The organism is Streptomyces sp. NPDC059917 (assembly GCF_042730635.1).
In the GTDB taxonomy this organism is placed as follows: domain Bacteria; phylum Actinomycetota; class Actinomycetes; order Streptomycetales; family Streptomycetaceae; genus Streptomyces.
Map to the genome: position 1 here is coordinate 27,613 of NZ_JBHWLC010000019.1, position 20,509 is coordinate 48,121.

The window sequence follows — 20,509 nt, forward strand, 5'->3', positions numbered from 1 at the left end:
CCGTTCCTCACGTCCAGGAGGGGCACCCATCACCACCGTCGAATCCGTACTGCTGCGCCGGATCCAGACCGTCTACGTCGACCCGGTGCCCGTGTGGGCCCCCGACGGCGGGCCCGCCCTGCGCCGGCTCGAAGCCGCGCTCCTGGAGCGGGGCCACATCCTGCGCCCCGAGCTGTACGCGGCGCTGGCCGCACTGCCGGCCGAGGCGCTGACCGACGCCCGGCGCGACCTCGTCGCCCTGATCGACGACCTGCTCGGCGCGGACCGGACCCACACCCCGCTGCTGCGGCGCTTCCCCTCCCTCGTGCGGGGCGTGGTGCGCGACACCGACCGGCTCTACGTGGACCGGGTCTTCGCCCACCTCCTCCAGCAGGCGGACCACCCCTGCGTGCTGTGCGGCGAGCAGCGCACCGTCTTCCCCGTGTCCCCCTGCGCCCACCTGGTGTGCCGGCTGTGCTGGGACGGCGCCGACTACTCCGGCTGCCCCCTGTGCCACCGGCGGATCGACCCCGCCGACCCCTTCCTGCGTCCCCTGCGCGCCGCCGTCGGCGCCGAGCCCGTCCGACGGGGCCCGCTGCGCCTGCTGGAACTCGGCACCGACCGGGCCGCCGACGCGGGCCGCGTCGTCGCGGCGCTGCTCGCCCGGCGCACCCCGCTCTCCCCGCAGGACCGCGAGGACCTGCTCGTCCTGCTGCCGCTGAGCCCGGCCGCCCGCGGCGATCTGCCCGAGGAGATCCCCGTACGGGAGACCAAGGCCCTGGTCCTGGGCACGCTCCTGGCCGGATCCGGGACGCGGGAGGCCGCACGGGCGCTGCTCGCCGAGCGGCTGACCACCGCCACCGACGTGCTGCGGCTGCTGGCCGTGCTGTCCTCGGGTGACCCGGGGCTGCTGCCGCTGCCGACCCGGTTCGTCTCCGTCGGACGGCCGCTGCGGCGCGCCCTGCTGGCCGTACTGGACACCTTGCCGACCTCCTACGTCGTGGAGGACCTGCTGCGGCACCCCACCGCGTGGAAGCGTGCGGCCGAGGTCCTGCACCCCTTCGAGCAGCACGCCCGGCACCCGCGCGCCGCCCTCGCCTTCGCCGTCCTGCGCGGCACCCCGCTGACCGGAGCCCTGGGCGCGCGCCTGCGGGAGAGCGCCGCCGCGCACCCGGACGCCGTGCGGATCGACCCCGACGGTTCCCGGATCCGGCCCGCGACCTGGGGCCACCGGATGGAGGGGGCCCTGGCCCAGGGCGTTCCCGGGGCGGCCGCCGCGGTGGCCGGAGCGCGCCCCGGCGAACTGGTGCGACGGCTCGACCACCTGATGCGCCTGCACGACGGGGACCACCCGGTGCCGGAACTCGCCCGGGCGCTGGAGCACGGGCTGCCCGCGGTGGGCCCGGGCCCCCTGCTGTCGGCGCTGGGAGCGCTGCGCGTGCGCGCCGAGGACCGGCTCGGCACCCGCCGGGTCTTCTTCCCCCGCGGCGAGGTCACCCGCGCCCTGTCGGTGACGGAGACGCGCCCGCCGCTGCCCGGACCGCTGGTGCGCGAGGTCGTCGGGCAGCTGGAGGACGAGGTGCTGCGCCGCTTCGCCCGGCCCGAGGAGCGCCCGTACGAGCTGGCCGTCCTCGACTCCGGGCTCGGCGACCTCGCGGTCCCCTTCGCGGAGCGCGACTCGGCCCGGTCCCTGGTCGCGGTATCGCGGGGCAGCACGGCGGCCCTGCCGCCCGGCGAGGTGCTGCGGCTGTTCCTGCACTGGACGGAGCCGACGGGCCACCGCACCGACCTCGACCTGGCGGTGGCCTTCTTCGACGCCGACTGGCGCTTCACCGGTCAGTGCGACTACACCCGCCTCGCGCACGGGCCGGACGGCGCCGCCGTCCACTCCGGCGACCTCACCTCGGCCCCCGCCCCGGAGGGAGCGACCGAGTACGTCGACCTGGACCTGACGAAGCTCGCCGCGCACGGGGACGCGTACGCCGTCCCCCTGGTCTTCAGCTACAACAACGTGCCCTTCGACGAGCTGCCCGACGCCTTCGCGGGGTTCATGACCCTGGCGGCGGACGGCCCGCGCGACGCCCGCTACGACCCGCGGACCGTGCGCCAGCGCTTCGACCTCGCGGGCCGCTCCCGGGCGTACCTGCCGATGGTGGTGGACCTGGGCGCGCGCGAGGCGCTGTGGGCGGACGTCCACCTGCCGCCCTCCACGTCGTTCCAGAGCGTCGACGCCTCGGGTGGCCAGCAGCTGGGGGCGGCGGCCCGCGACCTGCGCGCGCACTTCGACTCCGGCGCCCGCACCACGCTGTGGGACCTCGCGGTGTGGCGCTCCGCCGCCCGCACCCGGGAGGTCGCCGTGCTCTGGCGGGCGCCGCTGCCCGGGGCGCTCGACGAGCTGTGGCTCTACCGGGCCGCCGCGGGCGAGGAACCGGCCGCCTTCGCCGCCCGGATCGCCGCCCTGGACGCTCCGCAGGAGCGCCGTCCCCACCCGGACGCCGACGGCGCGGCCGCCGAACTGGCGGCCGGGAAGCACGCGTTCCTCGCGCTCACCCGCGCGAGCGTGGCCCCGCAGGGGGGTTCGGGGACGGCGTACCGGCTCTTCCCCGGCCCCGCCGAAGTGCCCGCGGGCTTCGCCCGGGTGAGCGCCGGCGACCTCGTCGCCGAGCTGGGCTGAGGCGGACGGGCCACGCCTGTCGGTCCGGGCCGATATCCTCTGTGACCATGCTCGACGACCGTACGACCGCAGAGACGACCTGGCCGACCGCGTACCCGCAGGGGTACGCGGTCGTCGACGTGGAGACCACCGGGCTCGCGCGCGACGACCGGATAATCTCCGCGGCCGTCTACCGGCTGGACGCGCGGGGCAACGTGGAGGACCACTGGTACACCCTGGTCAATCCGCAGCGCGACCCCGGGCCGGTCTGGATCCACGGACTGACCAGTGACGTGCTGCGGGACGCGCCGCTCTTCGGCGAGATCGCCGAGGAGTTCGCCGAGCGGCTCGCGGACCGGGTGCTCGTCGCGCACAACGCCATCTTCGACTGGCAGATGATCGCCCGGGAGTACGCGCGGGCCTCGGCGACGGCGCCGGTCCGTCAGCGGCTGTGCACCATCGCCCTGTCGAAGGAACTGAACCTCCCGCTGCCCAACCACAAGCTGGAGTCGCTCGCCGCGCACTTCGGCGTGGTCCAGCAGCGCGCCCACCACGCGCTCGACGACGCCCGGGTGCTGGCCGAGGCCTTCCGGCCCTCGCTGCACGCGGCCGCGCGCGACGGGGTGCGGCTGCCGCTGCTGGAGTGCCGCCCGCTGACCGAGTGGTCCGACACCCCGGCGACGCCGCGCATCGGCCACCAGGCCTCCTACCGGAGCGCGGGCACGGGCAGCTGGCGCCAGTCGCGCAAGCGGCCGCCGTGCCCGCACCCGAACCCCGGCCGCTGGGCGGACGGCAGCCCGCTCAAGCAGGGCATGCGCGTCGCCTTCTCGGGCGACACCTCGGTGGACCGGGAGCTGCTGGAGGACCGCGCGGTCGAGGCGGGACTGCACGTCGCGACCAGCGTGTCGCGGCTCACCAGCCTGCTGGTGACCAACGACCCGGACTCGGCGACCTCCAAGACGGTCAAGGCGAAGTCCTTCGGGACCCCGGTCGTCGACGAGGCCGCCTTCACCCAGCTGCTGCGGGACGTGGCTGCGGCAGACGGGTGAGCATCGGGCGACTCGCCCGGTGACCGCTTTCCCGGTCGGCCCGTCCGGTCCCACTCTGTGGCGCATGGCACGTTGTGAGGTTTGCGGAAACGACTACGGCATGTCCTTCGAGGTGCACGCGCAGGGCGCGGTGCACGTCTTCGACTGCTTCTCCTGCGCCATCCACCGCATGGCACCCATCTGCGAGCACTGCCGGGTCCAGATCATCGGCCAGGGCGTCGAGGTCGACCAGCAGTGGTTCTGCGGGGCGCACTGCGCCCGTGCGGAGGGGAAGGTGGGCGTCGTCGACCGCACCTGAGCGACCGCACCCGGGCGTCCGCGCCCGAGCGGGCGGGTCACCCGCCCGCCGACCCCCGCGCGCCGAGGGGTACCGTCTTGGGCGTGTACCGCTTCGTACTGACCCGGCAGTGGCTGGGCCTGCACCTCCTGGCCCTCGTCCTGATCCCCTCGATGATCCAGCTGGGGTTCTGGCAGTTCCACCGCCATGAGCACCGGGTCGCCCAGAACGAGCTGATCGCGCAGAACCTGACCGCGAAGCCGGCTCCGATGACCGAGCTGACCTCGCCCGGGCACGAGGTCCCGCGCGCCGACTTCTGGCGCGCGGTCACCGCCACCGGCACCTACGACACCGCGCACGAGGTCGTCGTGCGGATGCGGACCTCCAACGGCGACAAGGTCGGCTTCCAGGTGGTCACCCCGCTGGTGCTGGGCGACGGCCGGGTGGTCCTGGTCAACCGCGGCTGGGTACCGGGCGGCGGCGATCCGACCGCCTTCCCCCCGGTGCCCGCCGCGCCCCCGGGCGAGGTCACGGTGACCGGCCGGCTCAAGGCCGACGAGGTCAACGGCGACGGCGGCATCCGGGACCGCAAGGGCCTGCCGGACCGCCAGGTGATGCTCATCAACAGCGGCCAGCAGGCGAAGTACCTGGGCAAGCCGGTGCTCGGCGGCTACCTGGAGCTGACCGCTCCGGTCCCGCCCGGCGGCAGCCCCGAGCCGGTCGCCGAACCCGACCACGACTCGATCGGCCCGCACATGGCCTACGCCGTGCAGTGGTGGCTCTTCACCGCGGCCGTGCCGGTGGGCTGGGTGATCCTGGTCCGGCGCGAGAAGCGCGACCGCGAGGAGGCGGCCGCGAAGGCCGCTGCCGCGCAGGGCGCCGAGGCCGAGCCCGCGACGGCGTAGCGTACCTGTATGGATCTTGAACTGAAGGACCGCGTCTACGTCGTCACCGGGGCCACCCGCGGCCTGGGCTTCGCGAGCGCCCGCGAACTGGCCGCGGACGGCGCGCGGGTCGTCATCACCGGCCGGGACGAGCAGCGGGTCGCGGACGCCGCCGCCGCCCTCGGCCCGAACGCGGTCGGCGTCGTCGCCGACAACGCCGATCCGGACGCCGCCGCCCGCCTCGTCGCCACCGCCCGCGAGCGCTTCGGCCGCTTCGACGGCATCCTCATCAGCGTCGGCGGGCCCGCCCCGGGCGCGGGCGCGGACAACACCGACGAGCAGTGGCGCTCCGCCTTCGAGTCGGTCTTCCTGGGCGCGGTCCGCCTGGCCCGCACGGCCGCCGCCGAGCTGGGCGAGGGCGGGGTCATCGGCTTCGTGCTCTCCGGCTCGGTGCACGAACCGATCGCCGGACTCACGATCTCCAACGGGCTGCGCCCCGGGCTGGCGGGCTTCGCCAAGTCCCTCTCGGACGACCTCGGCCCGCGCGGGATCCGGGTGGTCGGGCTGCTGCCCGCGCGGATCGACACCGACCGGGTGCGGGAGCTGGACGCGCTCTCCGGGGACGCGGCGGCCTCCCGGGCCGCCAACGAGTCCCGCATCCCGCTGCGCCGTTACGGCACGGACCGGGAGTTCGGCCGTGCGGCCGCCTTCCTGCTCTCCCCGGCGGCCTCGTACCTGACGGGCGTCATGCTCCCCGTCGACGGCGGCGCCCGCCACGGCTTCTGACCTCCCCCGTCCGACCCCTCGGCCCGGCGCCTCCCGGGCTCAGCTGACGCGCTGGGCCCGGTGGTCGGCGACCTGGAAACGGATCTCGGTGGGGAGTTCGGCCAGGCCCGCCGAGGCGCGGGCGTGGTCCAGGACCGGGCCGGCCAGCGCGGCGAGGACGTCCGCGGGCACGGCGTGCGGCTCCAGTCGCAGGTCGAGCCGCAGCACGGGGGCCGTGCGACGGCCCCGCAGGGCGACCCGGCACCGGGCGACCCCGTCCAGTGCGCCCGCCTCGACCGCCACCGCCTCCTCCAGTGCCCGGCCGCGCAGCAGGGCGAATGCGCCGTCCCCGGTGTCGACCAGGACGGCCGGGAGCCGGGAGCGGCGCAGCTGGGCCGAGAACCACCACAGGGCGAGGAGCACGCACAGGGCGAGGACCGCGACCACCGCCCACCACCACCAGCCCTCCGCGTGCCAGTGGCGCCGCCGGGCGGCGCTCAGCAGGGGCGCGCGGCGGCCCTCCAACGGCCCGCGACCGGTGAGCAGGACGGCGCCGCCCGCCAGCAGCGCCAGGGCCACGAGGGCGAGCAGGATCCGGTTGACCGTGCCGAGCGGCTGCGCGTGCGCCTTCATGGGCCCCTTCGTCTGGGCGTTCATGTGCCCCCTCGTGTGGCGGTCATCCCTTGTCGGCCGGGCCGACGCGGACGCGCGGCCGCGGCGCGTGGGCCAGGCCCAGTTCGGCGAGCCCGACGGCGAGGACCGCCTCCAGGTCCGCCCGTACGTCGTCCAGTTCGCGGAAGTGGGAGGCCGCGCGCACGGTCACGTGCGAGCGGCCCACCCTGACCCGGGCCGAGCGGACCCCGGACACCTCCATGGCACGGTCCCGCAGCACCAGCGCGGCGGCCTTGCGCCCGATGCCGGCGCGCACCTCGGGGGGCCCGCCGGTGGGCCGAGGGGGTCCCGGGGAGCGCAGCGGCAGGACCGAACGCAGCCCCGGGGCCAGGGCGAGGAAGAGCAGCGCCGCCCCGGCCAGCACCAGCACCGCCCCGGCGACGACCACCCCGGTGTCCGCCGGGGCGTGCCGCTCCAGCAGCCGGGCCAGCTCGCGGCGCCAGCGCATGGCGGGGCGGTGCGCGCGCACGGCGGCGAGGTCGTAGAGGAAGAGCCCGGCGCCGCCGAGCACCACGAGCGCGGTCAGCGCGGCGGGGACCCGGCGGACCGAGCGCGGGCGCGGGGCGGCGCCGCGGTCCGGGTCCGCGCGCCGCTCGTCGAGTGCGGCGGGGGCGCTCACCTGAGCCGGTCCCGCCGGGCGGGGCCGACCTGGGCGGGGTGCAGCCGCTCCACGTCGATGTCCACTTCCGCCGCCGTCATCCCGGCGCATTCCTCGACCCGCTGGGCGACCCGGCGGCGCACGGCGGAGCACTCGGTGGCGAGATCGGCGGGGTAGCCGAGCTCCAGGCCGATCCGCACGCGCGCGATGTCGTGGTGCACGGTGACCGTGGCGTGCGGGGGCGCGGCCCCGGCGGGCGGTGCGGCGGGCAGCGCCGCCAGGGCCTCCCGGGCCGCCTGCGCCGCGATCTTGGCGACGACCCGGTCGGCGATCCGGGTGGCACCCCGGTCGGCGGCGGCCACCTTGGGCGGGGTGCTCCGCGGGGCGGCGGACGCGCGGGGGACGCCGTCCTCGCGGGGGACGCTCATCGCGGCCTCACCGGCGCCGGTCGTCGCGGCGACCGCCACCGCGGTCGTCGTCGCCCGGGGAGCCCCGGTCGCGGGGGCGGAAGAAGTCGGCGGGGTCCAGGTCGCCGTCCAGGAAGCGGCCCGCGAAGAAGCCGACGGCGCCGAGCGCCGCCACCAGCAGGAAGGCCCCGAAGCCGCCGAAGTACCCGGCGAACCCCAGTGCCATCCCGGCCATCAGGCCGACCACAGCCATGCTCATGCCGGTTCCTCTCGGCGCTACTGGAGCCGGGATTCCGGTGCCCCGTCGTCGTCCTCGTCGTCGGGGAGTTTGACGTCGCTCACCGCGACGTTGACCTCGACGACCTCCAGGCCGGTCATCCGCTCCACCGCCGAGATCACGTTCTCCCGCACCGCACGGGCCACCTCGCGGATCGACACGCCGTAGTCGACGACGATCTCCACGTCGAGGGCGGTCTGCACCTCGCCGACCTCGGCCTTGACGCCCCGGCTGACGGAGGCCTTCGCCCCGCCGGGGACCCGGTCGCGGACCGCGCCGAAGGTGCGGGAGAGGCCGCTGCCGCTGCCCATCGCGTGGACGCCGATCACCTCGCGGGCGGCCAGCCCCGCGATCTTCTCGACCACGCCGTCGGCGATGGTGGTGCGGCCCCGGTCGGCCGGGGGCCTGGTGGGGCCTCCCGATGCGGATGCGGATCCGGATCCCGATTCGCTCATCGCCGTGTCCTTTCGCGCGTGTGGACTTGCGACCACGGTATGCGCGCTGCACCGCCGATGCGTCGGCACTACGCCGGTCGGCCGCGAGGAGATTCGTCGATCGGGTCCGTGCGCGGACCACGCCTCCGGCGGCCGCGAGGGACCGCGGGCCCGCGCCGGAGGCGTGGGCGGGGTCAGTCGGAGAGGCCCGCGAGGTCGCGCAGACGGCGGGACTGGGCCGCGCGCTCGGCGGCGCGCTGGTCGTCGTAGGTACGCCCCGATGCTCCCCGCAGCAGCGCCTTCGTCTCGATGACCGCGTCCCGCGGCGGGGCCACCAGGGCCGCCACCAGGTCCTGCACGGCGGCGTCCAGCTCGGCCCCGGGCACCACGAGGTTGGCCAGGCCGATCCGCTCGGCCTCCTCCGCGTGGACGGAGCGCCCGGTGGCGCAGATCTCCAGGGCGCGGGCGTAGCCGACCAGGTCGGTCAGCGGCCGCGTGCCGGCCAGGTCGGGAACCAGCCCCAGGCTGGTCTCGCGCATGGCGAACTGCACGTCGTCCGCGACGACGCGCAGGTCACAACCGAGCGCGAGCTGGAAGCCGGCACCGATGGCATGACCTTGCACCGCGGCGACGGAAACGATGTCGTTGCGCCTCCACCAGGTGAAGGCCTCCTGGTACTCGGCGATGGTGGCGTCCAACAGTTCGTCGGAACCACGCGCCAGGTCCAGGAAGGACGGCTCGCCCTCGAAGCCTTCAGGCGTGAACGCCTGTCGGTCGAGTCCGGCGGAGAAGGATTTGCCTTCGCCGCGCAGCACGACGACCCGGACGGTGCCCGGCAACGACCGACCGGCCTCTGCCAACGCCCGCCAGAGCGCGGGGGACTGAGCGTTTCGCTTGGCCGGATTGGTCAGTGTCACCGAGGCGACCGTGTCGTCGACGGTGAGCCGTACGCCGTCCTTGTCGAGCAGAGCCATGTGTGTGCCTCCGGTGTGCAGTCGGCCGCGGACTCGGCCTTAAGTGACTGCACAGTAACCACCCAGCCGGCCGTACGGCCGACCGGGGGTCACCGAAGGAACTCTAGGAGCGAAGCCTGCGGCCTGTGCCTCAGGCAGCCGATGTCGCCTTCTTTCCGCGCGTCGCGCCACCGCGACCACGCAGCGTGACTCCGGACTCGCTGAGCATCCGGTGGACGAACCCGTAGGACCGGCCGGTTTCTTCGGCCAGCGCCCGGATGCTCGCACCGGAGTCGTACTTCTTCTTCAGGTCTGCCGCGAGCTTGTCGCGCGCGGCGCCGGTTACCCGGCTGCCCTTCTTCAGAGTCTCGGCCACCCGTGCCTCCTCATGGGAAGTGCGCTCTGGACTTCTCATGATCACCCCTCCCGGGCTTCCTGGCCACCCATTCAGCAAGGTCGGCGCGAGCGCTTTTCCCGAGGAGTGGACACCCGAGCAGAACGGAATCTCCTCTTCCGCCCCTTGCCCTCCGTCACGCTCGGCGACCCAGGGTAGGAATCTCCAGGTCAGGAGCTGCGCGGGAAAAACAGCGGGCCCCGGCCGCGCGACGATGAGTGCGCGGCCGGGGCCGTTGTACAGGGTGCGGGAATACGAGACGTTCTCACTCAGATGATGGATCACTCGTGGGCCGAATGATCCATAAGCGACTGGATCAACGGCCCCGGCGGGGCGCGTCAGGCCAGGGCCACCAGGTCCCGGTAGTCCGGGCCCCACAGGTCCTCGACGCCGTCGGGGAGCAGGATGATCCGCTCCGGCTCCAGCGCCTCGACCGCGCCCTCGTCGTGCGTCACGAGGATGACGGCGCCCTTGTACGTGCGCAGCGCGCCGAGGATCTCCTCGCGGCTGGCCGGGTCGAGGTTGTTGGTGGGCTCGTCGAGGAGCAGCACGTTCGCCGAGGACACGACCAGGGTGGCCAGGGCGAGGCGGGTCTTCTCACCGCCGGAGAGGACCCCGGCGGGCTTGTCGACGTCGTCGCCGGAGAACAGGAAGGAGCCGAGCGTCTTGCGGACGGCGACCAGGTCCAGGTCGGGGGCGGAGGAACGCATGTTCTCCAGGACCGTGCGCTCCGGGTCCAGGGTCTCGTGCTCCTGGGCGTAGTAGCCGAGCTTGAGGCCGTGCCCGGGGGTGACCTCGCCGGTGTCGGGCTTCTCGGTGCCCGACAGCAGGCGCAGCAGGGTGGTCTTGCCCGCGCCGTTGAGGCCGAGGATGACCACGCGCGAACCCTTGTCGATGGCCAGGTCGACGTCGGTGAAGATCTCCAGCGAGCCGTACGACTTGGACAGGCCCTCGGCGGTCAGCGGGGTCTTGCCGCAGGGCGCCGGGTCCGGGAAGCGCAGCTTGGCGACCTTGTCGGAGACGCGGACCGCCTCCAGGCCCGCGAGCAGCCGGTCGGCGCGCTTGGCCATGTTCTGCGCGGCGACGGTCTTGGTCGCCTTGGCGCGCATCTTGTCGGCCTGGGAGTTGAGGGCCGCGGCCTTCTTCTCCGCGTTCTGGCGCTCGCGCTTGCGGCGCTTCTCGTCGGCCTCGCGCTGCTGCTGGTAGAGCTTCCAGCCCATGTTGTAGACGTCGATCTGGGCGCGGTTGGCGTCCAGGTAGAAGACCTTGTTGACGACGGTCTCGACCAGGTCGACGTCGTGGGAGATGACGACGAAACCGCCGCGGTAGTTCTTGAGGTAGTCCCGCAGCCAGACGATCGAGTCGGCGTCGAGGTGGTTGGTCGGCTCGTCGAGGAGCAGGGTGTCGGCGTCCGAGAAGAGGATCCGGGCCAGCTCGACGCGGCGGCGCTGACCACCGGAGAGGGTGTGCAGGGGCTGGCCGAGCACCCGGTCCGGCAGGCCGAGGGCGGCGGAGATCGTCGCGGCCTCGGACTCGGCGGCGTACCCGCCCTTGGTGAGGAACTCCGTCTCCTGGCGCTCGTACTGCCGCATCGCCTTCTCGCGGGTGGCGCCGGAGCCGGAGGAGATGCGCTCCTCGTTCATGCGCATCTTCTTGAGCAGGACGTCGAGGCCGCGCGCGGAGAGGATCCGGTCGCTGGCCAGGACGTCGAGGTCGCCGGTGCGCGGGTCCTGCGGGAGGTAGCCGACCTCGCCGGAGCGGGTGATGGAGCCCGCGGCGGGCGTCCCCTCCCCCGCGAGGCACTTGGTCAGCGTGGTCTTGCCCGCGCCGTTGCGGCCGACCAGGCCGATGCGGTCGCCCTTGGCGATGCGGAAGGAGGCGGACTCGATGAGGACGCGGGCGCCGGCGCGCAGCTCGACGCCGGTGGCGGTGATCACGGAAATACTCCAGGGCGGTGGGGACGGCGGAAGGGGGGCAGGGACGCGAGTCTTCGACGCCGCTAATCCGCGAGGAGATTTGCCATGGGAGTCATTCTACCGGGGGCGCGCAACTACTTTGCGGGGCGCCCGGCGGCGGGCGGGCGCCGACCCGCGTCCCCCGTTCGGCCCCCGTACGGCGCCGCCGCGGGGCCGGGCGTACCAGGATGAAGGGATCGGTACTCGCCGCAGGGGCGGACACGTGACCTCCCCCACTTCACGATGAGAGGGCGTGCGGGATGCAGTTCGACGACGACGCCAATCTGGACACCTCCGAGGTCAAGGACGTCCGGAACAGCCGCATCCCCGGAGGCAGGGCCACCATCGGTGGCGGCATCGTGGGCTTCATCGCGCTGGTCATGGGGCTGCTCTTCGGGGTGGGGCCCGAACAGCTCGGGCTCTCCGACGGCAGCCCGGAGCCCGCCGCCACCTCCTCCTCGGCCGCCCAGGTGCAGCAGACCTGCAAGACGGGCCGGGACGCGAACGCGCGCGAGGACTGCCGACTGGTCGCCGTGGTCAACAGCACGCAGGACTTCTGGAAGCAGGAGTTCACCAAGCGGGGCGGGCAGTACACGCCGGCGCAGACGGTCTTCTTCACCGGGAAGGTCGGGACCGCCTGCGGCACGGCCACCTCGGCGGTGGGCCCGTTCTACTGCCCCGGCGACCAGAAGGTCTACCTCGACCTGGGGTTCTTCAACGAGCTGCGGACCAAGTTCGGCGCGAGCGGCGGCCCGTTCGCCCAGGCCTACGTGATCGCCCACGAGTACGGGCACCACATCCAGAACCTGACCGGCACCCTGCAGAAGGCCCAGGACGGACGGCAGGGCGCGAACAGCAACGCGGTCAAGGTCGAGCTCCAGGCCGACTGCTACGCGGGGGTGTGGGCGCACAACGCCACCAAGACCCCGGACAAGAGCACCGGGCGGCCGCTGATCACCAGCCTGACCGAGCAGGACATCAAGGACGGCCTCGACGCGGCGGCGGCGGTCGGCGACGACCGGATCCAGGAGAAGTTCCAGGGCCGGGTGACCCCGGAGTCCTGGACGCACGGCAGCGCCGAGCAGCGCCAGCAGTGGTTCTACCAGGGCTACCGCACGGGTGACATGGCCCAGTGCAACACCTTCCGCTGACTGTCGCACCCTGCTGCGAGACTGGTGACCCGGGTCACATAGACGAGAGGGAGTGATCGCCGTGGCAAGTGCCGCGACCATCTTTCCGACGCTGCTCTACCGCGACGCCCAGGCCGCCATCAAACAGCTGACCGAGGCCTTCGGCTTCACCCAGGCCGCCGTGTACGAGGGCGAGGACGGCGCGGTCATGCACGCCGAGCTGGCCTACGGCAACGGCATGGTGATGCTGGGCAGCAAGGGCCGGGGCGGGGCCTTCGACGCGGCCATGGCCGACGCGGGCCCGACCGGGGTGTACATCGTGGTCGAGGACGTGGACGCGCACCACCGCCGGGCCGCGGAGCACGGGGTGGAGATCCTCATGCCGCCGACCGACCAGGACTACGGGTCCCGGGACTACATGGCCCGCGACGGCGAGGGCAACATCTGGAGCTTCGGGACGTACGCGCCGCAGGTCTGACCCGCGGCGCGCACGTCGGCGTCGACTCAGACCCCGCCGGTGTGCACCTGGAAGGCGGCGCGGCGCATCGCCTTGGCCAGGGCCGGGTCGGGGTGCGCGGCCGCGAGCGCCACGAGCACCTGCACGGTGCGCGGGTGACCGACCGCGCGGACCTCGTCCAGCAGCCGGGGCACGGTGGTGCGCACGGCCGAGTCGAGGTGGCGGGCCAGCAGCTCCGCCTCGCCGTGGTCGGCGATGGCCGCGGCGGTGTCGACCCACAGCCAGGTCGATTCCTCGCGGGTGAGCACTTCCTGGGCCTCGTCGGGGTCCACGCCGTCGTGCTCGGCGAGCCAGAGCAGGGCGTAGGGGCGCAGCGCGGCCTCGCGCGATGCGGCCCGGACCTCGGGCTCGGCCCGGGCGCCGACCACGCGCAGCGCCTCGAAGGCCAGGCCGCGCAGCAGCGCGTCCTCCCCGCGGGCGGCGTGCAGCAGCTCGCTGACGGCGTGTCCGACGGGGCGGGCGGCGAGCCAGGCCTGGTACTCGGCGCGGGCCGGGCCGGGGGTGAGCCGGGCGCAGCCGTGCAGCATGGCCGCGGCCGACTGCTCGATGTTCCCGGCGGGGCTCTGCGCGGCCACGCAGATCTGCTCCAGCTTGACCCAGACCGCCCAGCTGCCGAGCGGGGTGAGCGCGGCCATGGCGGGGCCCAGGGTGACGGCGTCCACGGCGGCCAGGCCGCCCAGGGCCCAGCGCAGCAGGCGGGCCAGCGGGACGGGGCGGTCGCCGGCGCCGGGCGCCTGGGGGTCGGACGCGGGGGCGTCGTAGGGGACTTCGCAGCGCTCGTCGCGCAGTTCGACGACGCGCTGGCCGAGCAGGTCCAGCAGTGCGGGGACGGTCACCGGGCCCGCGGAGAGCTGGAGCAGGGAGAGGACCTGGGGCATCGACTCGACCACGTCGGCGACGGCCGAGGGGGCGATGTCGGCGGGGGCCGGGTGGACGAGCGACCAGGCGTCGAAGAGCGCGACCCAGCCGCGCAGGACCGCCGTGTCGTCGCGGTCCCAGGCGCGCAGCCGCCAGCCGGGGCGGGCGTGGCCGCCGTGCACCTCGACGAGCCCGGCGAGGCGGGCGCGGTCCCAGCCGACCTGGATCTGGCCGTGCGTCAGGCCCAGGTGGTGGGCGGCCCGTTCGACGTCGGCGGCGGGCAGCGCACCCGCGGGGGCGGGCCGGGAGCCGTCGGCCGCGCCGAGGTGGTGTTCGGCCCAGCGGGCCAGGCGCACGGCGTCCGCCAGCGAGGCGCGGGCCCGGTTCGCGAGGTCGGGCGCGGCGGGGGTGCCCGCCGGCGGCCGGGGCGTCGGCCGGGTGCTCCGGTCCGTCACTGCCTTGCGGGCCGTGGCGACGGAGCGCGGAGAGACGAGTCGGAGTCTGGAGTCGCGAGCCAACTGCTCATCAGGCTTTCGGGACGTCACGGAAGCAGTCTCGCCCGTCACCGCCCGAAAGCCCAAACGGAACCGTTCGTTACCACTGGAGGGGATGGTCGATAACGGCACAAACCACCCTTCCCGTCACGATGGCTACATAAGAGGGGTGAGGAACCTGCGCAGGGCTTCCTCGTAGCCCGCGGGGTCCGCGTTCCACATCGCCCCGTGCGGGGCGCCCGCGACGGTCCGCAGGGTGACGAGGTCGGGCCGGGCCGCGGCGAGGCGGCGCGAGGGCTCCCAGGGCGCGAGCGCGTCGTCCGGCCCGTGGAAGATCAGTACGGGCATCCGCAGCGCGGTCGGATCGACCCCCGGGGGCGGCTCGTCGACCCGGAGCCCGGTGCGGCCCTCGGCGGCCCGCACCGCGAGCGGGAGCAGCGCGGCCGGGGTGCCCCGGGCGGCGGCGAGCCGCTCCAGGGTGGTGCGCCGGTCCAGCACCGGGGAGTCGAGGACCAGGCCGGAGATCTTGCCGGCGAGGGCGGAGCGCTCCGCGGCGAGCAGGGCCATGGTGGCGCCGGTGGACCAGCCGTGCAGGACGACCCGGCGGGCGCCGAAGCGCAGGGCGTAGCGGATGGCCGCGTCCAGGTCGCGCCACTCCGAGGCGCCGAGGTGGCCGAGGCCGTCCGGCGGGAGGGGGGCGCCGAGGTCGCCGCGGTAGGCGAGGTCGAGGACCGGGAGGCGGTGGTGGTGCAGGAAGGGCATGACCACCATGGGGTGTTCCCGGGTGCCGCCGAGTCCGTGGACGGTGATCACCCAGGTGTCGCGGGCGGCGGGCACGAACCACGCGGGCAGGGCGCCCAGCTCCCCCGGCACGTCCACGTCGGCGTGGTCGAGGCCGAGCGCGGTGCGCGGGTTGCCCACGTGGATCTGGGGCGTCAGGCGGACCCGGGTGCCGGGGGCCAGCGTGCCGTGGGTGACCCCCACCAGTCGGCGCACGACGGTGTCCGGGTCGTGCGGGGCGTCGGGCAGGACGGCCCCGACGACCGCGTGCACCCCGGGCGCGGACAGCGCGTAGGTACCGGGCCGCAGGGAGGCGAGCGAGAGGGTCAGCGCGACCCGGTCCGCATCGGTGGAGTGGACGCTGAGCCGGGGGCCGCCGGGCAGCGGCCGGCCGGGCTCGATGCGCAGGGCCGCGTCGGCCGCGTGCCGGCCGACCGCGACCGCGGCGACCGTGGCCGCCGCGGCCAGGCCTGCGGCGGCGGTGAGGGAGGCGGTGACGGCCGCTGCCGTCGTCGTTGCGGAGCGCACCGCTCCAGTGTCGACCGGCACGCCCGCCCCGGCCAGTGGAGCGGTTGGTTCCGGCCGGCGGAGCGGCTCGTTCCGCGGGACCCGGATCGCGCTCCGCTCCGGGTCCGTTCCGCGTCCGCTCCGGGTCCGTTCCGGGCGTGATCTGGGTCTCGTCCGCCCGCCCGGACGAGCGGCCGGGCGGGCCGGAAGGCCCCCATATGGCCGATGGCCAACCCGGGCCTGACGTGCGTAAATCGATGTATCGACCTATCAACCGGGACGAGGCCCCCAAACCGACCCCCGGCCGGTACACCGCTCCGCCCGTTCCAGTTCATCTTCCGTTCACCCAGGTTGCCTACGGTCGGCTAGCCACTGACGTCAAACAGAAGCCTGGGTAAATGGAGCACATAACGCTTCTCCTCGGGATCGTGATCATCACCGCTCTCGTGTTCGACTTCACGAACGGTTTTCACGACACGGCCAACGCGATGGCTACCACCATCTCGACCGGCGCGCTCAAGCCCAAGACGGCGGTGGCCATGTCCGCCGTGCTGAACCTCGTCGGCGCCTTCATGTCCGTGGAGGTCGCCAAGACGATCTCCAAGGGCCTGGTCAACGAAGAAGGCATCCAGCCGGAAGTGATCTTCGCCGCGCTCGTCGGCGCGATCCTCTGGAACCTCGTCACCTGGCTGGTCGGCCTCCCCTCCAGCTCCTCGCACGCCCTGATGGGCGGCCTGGTCGGCGCGGCCGTCGCCTCCGCCGGCCTCGGCGCCGTCAACGGCGGCACGCTCGTCACGAAGGTGCTGCTCCCCGCGGTCGCCGCGCCGATCGTCGCCGGTGTGGCCGCGATGCTGGCCTCCAAGCTGACCTACAAGCTGGGCGGCAACGTCGACAAGAAGACCTCCGCCAAGGGCTACAAGGCCGGTCAGATCGCCTCGGCCGGTCTCGTCTCCCTCGCGCACGGCACCAACGACGCGCAGAAGACCATGGGCATCATCACCCTCGCGCTGGTCGCGGGCGGGGCGCTCGCGCCCGGCTCCAACCCGCCGGTCTGGGTCATCGTCTCCGCCGGCATGGCGATCGCGATGGGCACCTACCTGGGCGGCTGGCGCATCATCCGCACCATGGGCAGCGGCCTGACCGACCTCCAGCCGCAGCAGGGCTTCGCGGCCCAGACCTCGGCCGCGAGCGTCATCCTGGCCTCCTCCAGCCTCGGCTTCTCCCTCTCCACCACCCACGCCTGCTCCGGCGCGGTCATGGGCGCGGGTCTCGGTCGCAAGGGCGGCGTGGTCCGCTGGTCCACCGCCAGCCGGATGTTCATCGCCTGGGGCCTGACCCTTCCGGCCGCCGCCCTGGTGGCCGCGGGCGCCGAGCTGGTCATGCGCACCGGTGACGTCGGCGTCGCCGCCGTCGCCCTCTTCCTCGTCGGCTCCTGCGTCGCCATCTGGCTGATCTCGCGCCGCCAGGTCGTCGACCACACCAACGTGAACGAGGCCGCGGGCACCGCCGACAGCACGGTCGAGGCGCCGGGCGTGGTCACCACCGCGATCGCCGCCGTGGCCGTCCCCCCGGTCGCGGGCACCACCGCCGCGGTCACGGACGAGGCCTTCAAGGCGACCATCCCGACCCCGGCCCCGGCCGCTCCCCCGGCACCGGCGGCGCCCGCCGCCGCGGTCTGACCCACAGAGGAATCGGCAGTATGAAGATCGACTGGGCAGCACTCGGCTCCGTGTTCGGCGTCAGCCTCTCCGCGACCGTCGCCCTCGTGACCCTCTTCACCCTGGGCATCGTGGGCCTGTCGAAGCACGAGACCGCCACCGGCCAGGGCGACACCGCCCACCTGGCGCGCACCGGCGCGTACGCCTGCTTCGCACTGTGCGCGGTGGCCGTCGGCTACGCGATCTACCTGATCGTCAGCTGACACCCCGGACACCCCCGGGCGCCCCTCCCGCACCAGCACGTCCGAAAGCTCCCTCCGGCCCGCGGCCGGGGGGAGCTTTCGCAGGTCAACGGCAAGTTGACGGGCGTTCGCGGTGCGTGGTGGACTGCCCGAGCCAATACGGCGGCATGAAGAGGAAGTCCGGTGCGAATCCGGCGCGGTCCCGCCACTGTCACCGAGGAGCCGAAGGCTCCCGGAAGCCAGGAACTCTCGCCACCGGACACGTCGAACCAGGGCGCGGACCCTGAGTGAGGACCTACCTGCCACATGCGTGCCGATCGCGTTTTCGCGTACGGCGCGACGGCCGGCCTGATCGGCGACCGGATCCTCGGTGATCCGCGCCGCGGGCATCCCGTCGCCGCCTTCGGGCGGGCCGCCGCCACCGTCGAACGAGCCCTGTGGGGCAAGAGCCGCGCCCGGGGCGCGGTCCACGCCCTGGTGTGCGCCGGGGGCGCGGCCGCCGTCGGCGCGCTCGGCGCCCGCGCCGTGCGCTCCCGGACTGCCGCCGCCCGCATCGCCCTGACCGCCGCCGCGACCTGGGCGGTGGTCGGCGGCACCTCGCTGGGCCGCGAGGCCCGCGCCATCGGGGGCGCGCTCGCCGCCGGGGACACCGAGGTGGCCCGCGAGCGGCTGCCGCACCTGTGCGGGCGCGACCCGCAGGCCCTGGACGAGCAGCAGATCGCCCGCGCCGTCGTGGAGTCGGTCGCCGAGAACACCTCCGACGCCGTCGTCGGCGCCCTGGTCTGGGGCGCCCTGGCGGGAGTGCCCGGGCTGCTGGGCTTCCGCGCCGTGAACACCCTCGACGCGATGGTCGGCCACAAGTCCCCCCGCTACCTGCGCTACGGCTGGGCCTCGGCCCGGCTCGACGACGTCGCGGGCTGGCCGGGCGCGCGGCTGACCGCGCTGGCCGCCGTGCTGGCCGGACCGGACCGGCGGGGCGCCGTACGGGCCTGGCGCGCGGACGCCTCGGCGCACCCCAGCCCGAACGCCGGACCGGTGGAGGCCTCCTTCGCCGGGGCGCTCGGGGTCCGCCTCGGCGGGACCCTGGCGTACGCCGGGCGCGTGGAGCACCGGGCGGTGCTGAACGGGGCGGCGGGCCGCCCGGTCGAGGTCGCGGACATCGAGCGGGCCGTACGGCTCTCGCGCCGGGTGACCTGGATCTCCCTCGGGGCCTGCGTGTCCTTGCGGCTGTTGGTGGCACATTGCACGTCGGGCCGCAGCGGTCCGACCCGTACGACGAAGGCGAAGGGACGCGGATGAGCGGCGCACGGCGCGGCGGGGGGCTCCTGGTCGCCGGGACCACCTCCGACGCGGGCAAGAGCGTGGTCACGGCGGGCATCTGCCGCTGGCTGGCCCGCCAGGGCGTGAAGGTGGCCCCCTTCAAGGCCCAGAACATGTCGCTGAACTCCTTCGTCACCCTGGAGGGCGCCGAGATCGGCCGCGCCCAGGCGATGCAGGCCCAGGCGGCCCGGGTCGAGCCGACCGCGCTGATGAACCCGGTGCTGCTCAAGCCCGGCAGCGACAGCAGCAGCCAGGTGGTGCTGCTGGGCAAGCCGGTGGGCGAGATGAGCGCGCGCGGCTACCACGGGGGCCGTCAGGAGCAGTTGCTCGGCATCGTCACGGACTGCCTGGAGCAGCTGCGGGGCACGTATGACGCCGTGATCTGCGAGGGGGCGGGCAGTCCGGCCGAGATCAACCTGCGGCGCACGGACATCGTGAACATGGGGATCGCGCGGGCCGCGCGCTTCCCGGTGGTCGTGGTCGGCGACATCGACCGCGGCGGGGTCTTCGCCTCGTTCTTCGGCACGACGGCGCTGCTGTCCCCCGAGGACCAGTCGCTGATCGCGGGCTACCTCGTCAACAAGTTCCGCGGCGACGTCTCCCTGCTGGAGCCGGGCATGGAGATGCTGCGGGGCCTGACCGGGCGGGCGACGTACGGCGTGCTCCCCTTCCAGCACGGCCTCGGCATCGACGAGGAGGACGGCCTGCGCGTCTCCCTGCGCGGCGCCGTACGGGAATCCGTGGTCGCCCCGCCGGTCGGCGAGGACGTGCTGCGGGTCGCCGTCTGCGCGGTGCCCCTGATGTCGAACTTCACGGACGTCGACGCGCTGGCCGCCGAACCGGGCGTCGTGGTGCGCTTCGTGGACCGGGCCGAGGAACTGGCCGACGCCGACCTGGTCGTCGTACCGGGCACCCGCGGCACCGTGAAGGCGCTGGCCTGGCTGCGCGAGCGCGGGCTCGCCAACGCGCTGGCCCGGCGGGCCGCCGAGGGGCGCCCGGTGCTGGGCATCTGCGGCGGCTTCCAGGCGCTGGGCGAATCCATCGACGACGAGGTCGAATCCCGGGCCGGGGTCGTCGACGGGCTCGGGCTGCTACCGGTGCGCGTGCGCTTCGAGCGGGAGAAGACGCTCGCCCGGCCGAGCGGGCACGCGCTGGGCGAGGCCGTCGAGGGGTACGAGATCCACCACGGCGTGGCCGACGTGCGGGGCGGGACCCCCTTCCTGGACGGGTGCCGGGTCGGCGAGGTGTGGGGCACCCACTGGCACGGGTCGCTGGAGAGCGACGGCTTCCGGCGGGCCTTCCTGCGGGAGGTCGCGCGCGCGGCCGGGCGGCGGTTCGTACCGGCGCCGGACACGTCCTTCGGGGCGCTGCGGGAGGAACAGCTCGACCTGCTGGGCGATCTGATCGAGGAACACGCGGACACCGGTGCGCTGCTGCGGCTGATCGAGGGCGGGGCGCCCTCGGGCCTGCCCTTCCTCCCCCCGGGTGCGCCGTGAGGGCGGCCCGGGCCCTGCGGGCGGCCGTCTCTTCCCCACCCCTCCCCGAACCCGGCGGGATCCTCGCCCCCGACCACCGCGTGGACCCTTCGATCCCCGCATGCGCGGGGAGCACCAGCGGTGAACACCACATGAGCACGCCGTACCCGGGGCCATCCCTGCGCAGGCAGGGAGCACTCGGCAACCCTTGCGCGATCGGAGCACGTCGGC

20 protein-coding genes, 1 pseudogene and 1 riboswitch are annotated in these 20,509 nt (G+C 74.4%); of the genes and pseudogenes, 11 read left to right on the plus strand and 10 right to left on the minus strand.

Annotation, left to right across the window (positions count from 1 at the left end; all coding sequences use genetic code 11):
- Positions 1 to 28 precede the first annotated feature (28 nt).
- The 5 genes from ACFWAR_RS13855 to ACFWAR_RS13875 all read left to right on the plus strand — a co-directional run bounded on the left by ACFWAR_RS13855 (position 29) and on the right by ACFWAR_RS13875 (position 5,628).
- On the plus strand, positions 29 to 2,653 hold the full coding sequence (locus tag ACFWAR_RS13855) for an MXAN_6230/SCO0854 family RING domain-containing protein (protein WP_385776700.1): 2,625 nt from the start codon (positions 29 to 31) through the stop codon (positions 2,651 to 2,653).
- A gap of 41 nt (positions 2,654 to 2,694) precedes the next feature.
- Positions 2,695 to 3,681 carry a DEDDh family exonuclease gene (locus ACFWAR_RS13860; protein ID WP_385776538.1) on the plus strand — a complete coding sequence of 329 codons (987 nt, stop codon included), beginning with the start codon at positions 2,695 to 2,697 and terminating at the stop codon, positions 3,679 to 3,681.
- Between the two features lie 64 nt (positions 3,682 to 3,745).
- Positions 3,746 to 3,979, plus strand: a complete 234-nt coding sequence (locus ACFWAR_RS13865; protein ID WP_385776540.1) for a hypothetical protein — start codon at positions 3,746 to 3,748, stop codon at positions 3,977 to 3,979.
- Positions 3,980 to 4,062: 83 nt separating this feature from the next.
- Positions 4,063 to 4,863: an SURF1 family protein gene (locus ACFWAR_RS13870; protein WP_385776542.1), complete on the plus strand. Its 801-nt coding sequence runs from the start codon at positions 4,063 to 4,065 to the stop codon at positions 4,861 to 4,863.
- Between the two features lie 9 nt (positions 4,864 to 4,872).
- Positions 4,873 to 5,628 carry an SDR family oxidoreductase gene (locus ACFWAR_RS13875; RefSeq protein WP_385776544.1) on the plus strand — a complete coding sequence of 252 codons (756 nt, stop codon included), beginning with the start codon at positions 4,873 to 4,875 and terminating at the stop codon, positions 5,626 to 5,628.
- A 39-nt stretch (positions 5,629 to 5,667) separates the two neighbouring features.
- On the opposite strand, the gene amaP is transcribed toward ACFWAR_RS13875, so the two are convergent.
- From amaP to ACFWAR_RS13915, 8 genes are all read right to left on the minus strand, one after another.
- Positions 5,668 to 6,264 carry an alkaline shock response membrane anchor protein AmaP gene (amaP, locus tag ACFWAR_RS13880; protein WP_385776546.1) on the minus strand — a complete coding sequence of 199 codons (597 nt, stop codon included), beginning with the start codon at positions 6,262 to 6,264 and terminating at the stop codon, positions 5,668 to 5,670.
- Positions 6,265 to 6,283: 19 nt separating this feature from the next.
- Complete coding sequence (locus ACFWAR_RS13885; RefSeq protein WP_385776548.1) at positions 6,284 to 6,898, minus strand: DUF6286 domain-containing protein; 615 nt, start codon at positions 6,896 to 6,898, stop codon at positions 6,284 to 6,286.
- Complete coding sequence (locus ACFWAR_RS13890) at positions 6,895 to 7,305, minus strand: hypothetical protein (RefSeq protein WP_385776550.1); 411 nt, start codon at positions 7,303 to 7,305, stop codon at positions 6,895 to 6,897. Before ACFWAR_RS13890 ends, ACFWAR_RS13885 begins: the two co-directional genes overlap by 4 nt.
- 7 nt (positions 7,306 to 7,312) lie before the next feature.
- The gene (locus tag ACFWAR_RS13895) at positions 7,313 to 7,543 is read right to left on the minus strand and encodes a hypothetical protein (protein WP_385776552.1); all 231 of its coding nucleotides are present in this window, start codon (positions 7,541 to 7,543) and stop codon (positions 7,313 to 7,315) included.
- Positions 7,544 to 7,560: 17 nt separating this feature from the next.
- Positions 7,561 to 8,016, minus strand: coding sequence for an Asp23/Gls24 family envelope stress response protein (locus tag ACFWAR_RS13900; RefSeq protein ID WP_385776554.1), 456 nt, complete (start codon positions 8,014 to 8,016; stop codon positions 7,561 to 7,563).
- A 173-nt stretch (positions 8,017 to 8,189) separates the two neighbouring features.
- On the minus strand, positions 8,190 to 8,969 hold the full coding sequence (locus ACFWAR_RS13905) for an enoyl-CoA hydratase/isomerase family protein (RefSeq protein ID WP_385776556.1): 780 nt from the start codon (positions 8,967 to 8,969) through the stop codon (positions 8,190 to 8,192).
- A gap of 130 nt (positions 8,970 to 9,099) precedes the next feature.
- Positions 9,100 to 9,324: a helix-turn-helix domain-containing protein gene (locus ACFWAR_RS13910; protein WP_354382253.1), complete on the minus strand. Its 225-nt coding sequence runs from the start codon at positions 9,322 to 9,324 to the stop codon at positions 9,100 to 9,102.
- Positions 9,325 to 9,680: 356 nt separating this feature from the next.
- On the minus strand, positions 9,681 to 11,279 hold the full coding sequence (locus tag ACFWAR_RS13915) for an ABC-F family ATP-binding cassette domain-containing protein (protein WP_385776558.1): 1,599 nt from the start codon (positions 11,277 to 11,279) through the stop codon (positions 9,681 to 9,683).
- Between the two features lie 278 nt (positions 11,280 to 11,557).
- Between ACFWAR_RS13915 and ACFWAR_RS13920 the strand changes: the two genes are divergently transcribed.
- Positions 11,558 to 12,448, plus strand: coding sequence for a neutral zinc metallopeptidase (locus tag ACFWAR_RS13920; RefSeq protein ID WP_385776560.1), 891 nt, complete (start codon positions 11,558 to 11,560; stop codon positions 12,446 to 12,448).
- Positions 12,449 to 12,509: 61 nt separating this feature from the next.
- Positions 12,510 to 12,905 (plus strand): VOC family protein, encoded by a 396-nt coding sequence (locus ACFWAR_RS13925; RefSeq protein WP_385776562.1) that lies wholly within the window; start codon positions 12,510 to 12,512, stop codon positions 12,903 to 12,905.
- Positions 12,906 to 12,931: 26 nt separating this feature from the next.
- Here ACFWAR_RS13925 and ACFWAR_RS13930 read toward each other — a convergent pair whose 3' ends face one another.
- Positions 12,932 to 14,347: a hypothetical protein gene (locus ACFWAR_RS13930; protein ID WP_385776564.1), complete on the minus strand. Its 1,416-nt coding sequence runs from the start codon at positions 14,345 to 14,347 to the stop codon at positions 12,932 to 12,934.
- 105 nt (positions 14,348 to 14,452) lie between these two features.
- The gene (locus tag ACFWAR_RS13935) at positions 14,453 to 15,604 is read right to left on the minus strand and encodes an alpha/beta hydrolase (RefSeq protein ID WP_385776566.1); all 1,152 of its coding nucleotides are present in this window, start codon (positions 15,602 to 15,604) and stop codon (positions 14,453 to 14,455) included.
- A 377-nt stretch (positions 15,605 to 15,981) separates the two neighbouring features.
- Between ACFWAR_RS13935 and ACFWAR_RS13940 the strand changes: the two genes are divergently transcribed.
- The 4 genes and pseudogenes from ACFWAR_RS13940 (at position 15,982) to ACFWAR_RS13955 (ending at position 20,423) form a co-directional block, all read left to right on the plus strand.
- Positions 15,982 to 17,262, plus strand: coding sequence for an anion permease (locus ACFWAR_RS13940; RefSeq protein ID WP_385776568.1), 1,281 nt, complete (start codon positions 15,982 to 15,984; stop codon positions 17,260 to 17,262).
- Positions 17,263 to 17,282: 20 nt separating this feature from the next.
- On the plus strand, positions 17,283 to 17,504 hold the full coding sequence (locus ACFWAR_RS13945) for a hypothetical protein (protein ID WP_385776570.1): 222 nt from the start codon (positions 17,283 to 17,285) through the stop codon (positions 17,502 to 17,504).
- A 103-nt stretch (positions 17,505 to 17,607) separates the two neighbouring features.
- A riboswitch (cobalamin riboswitch) is annotated at positions 17,608 to 17,755 on the plus strand.
- Between the two features lie 34 nt (positions 17,756 to 17,789).
- On the plus strand, positions 17,790 to 18,782 hold the full coding sequence (locus tag ACFWAR_RS13950) for a cobalamin biosynthesis protein (RefSeq protein ID WP_385776572.1): 993 nt from the start codon (positions 17,790 to 17,792) through the stop codon (positions 18,780 to 18,782).
- A pseudogene (locus ACFWAR_RS13955) lies at positions 18,779 to 20,423 on the plus strand (cobyric acid synthase). The gene ACFWAR_RS13950 and the pseudogene ACFWAR_RS13955 overlap by 4 nt, the downstream one beginning before the upstream one ends.
- The last annotated feature ends 86 nt before the right edge of the window (positions 20,424 to 20,509 follow it).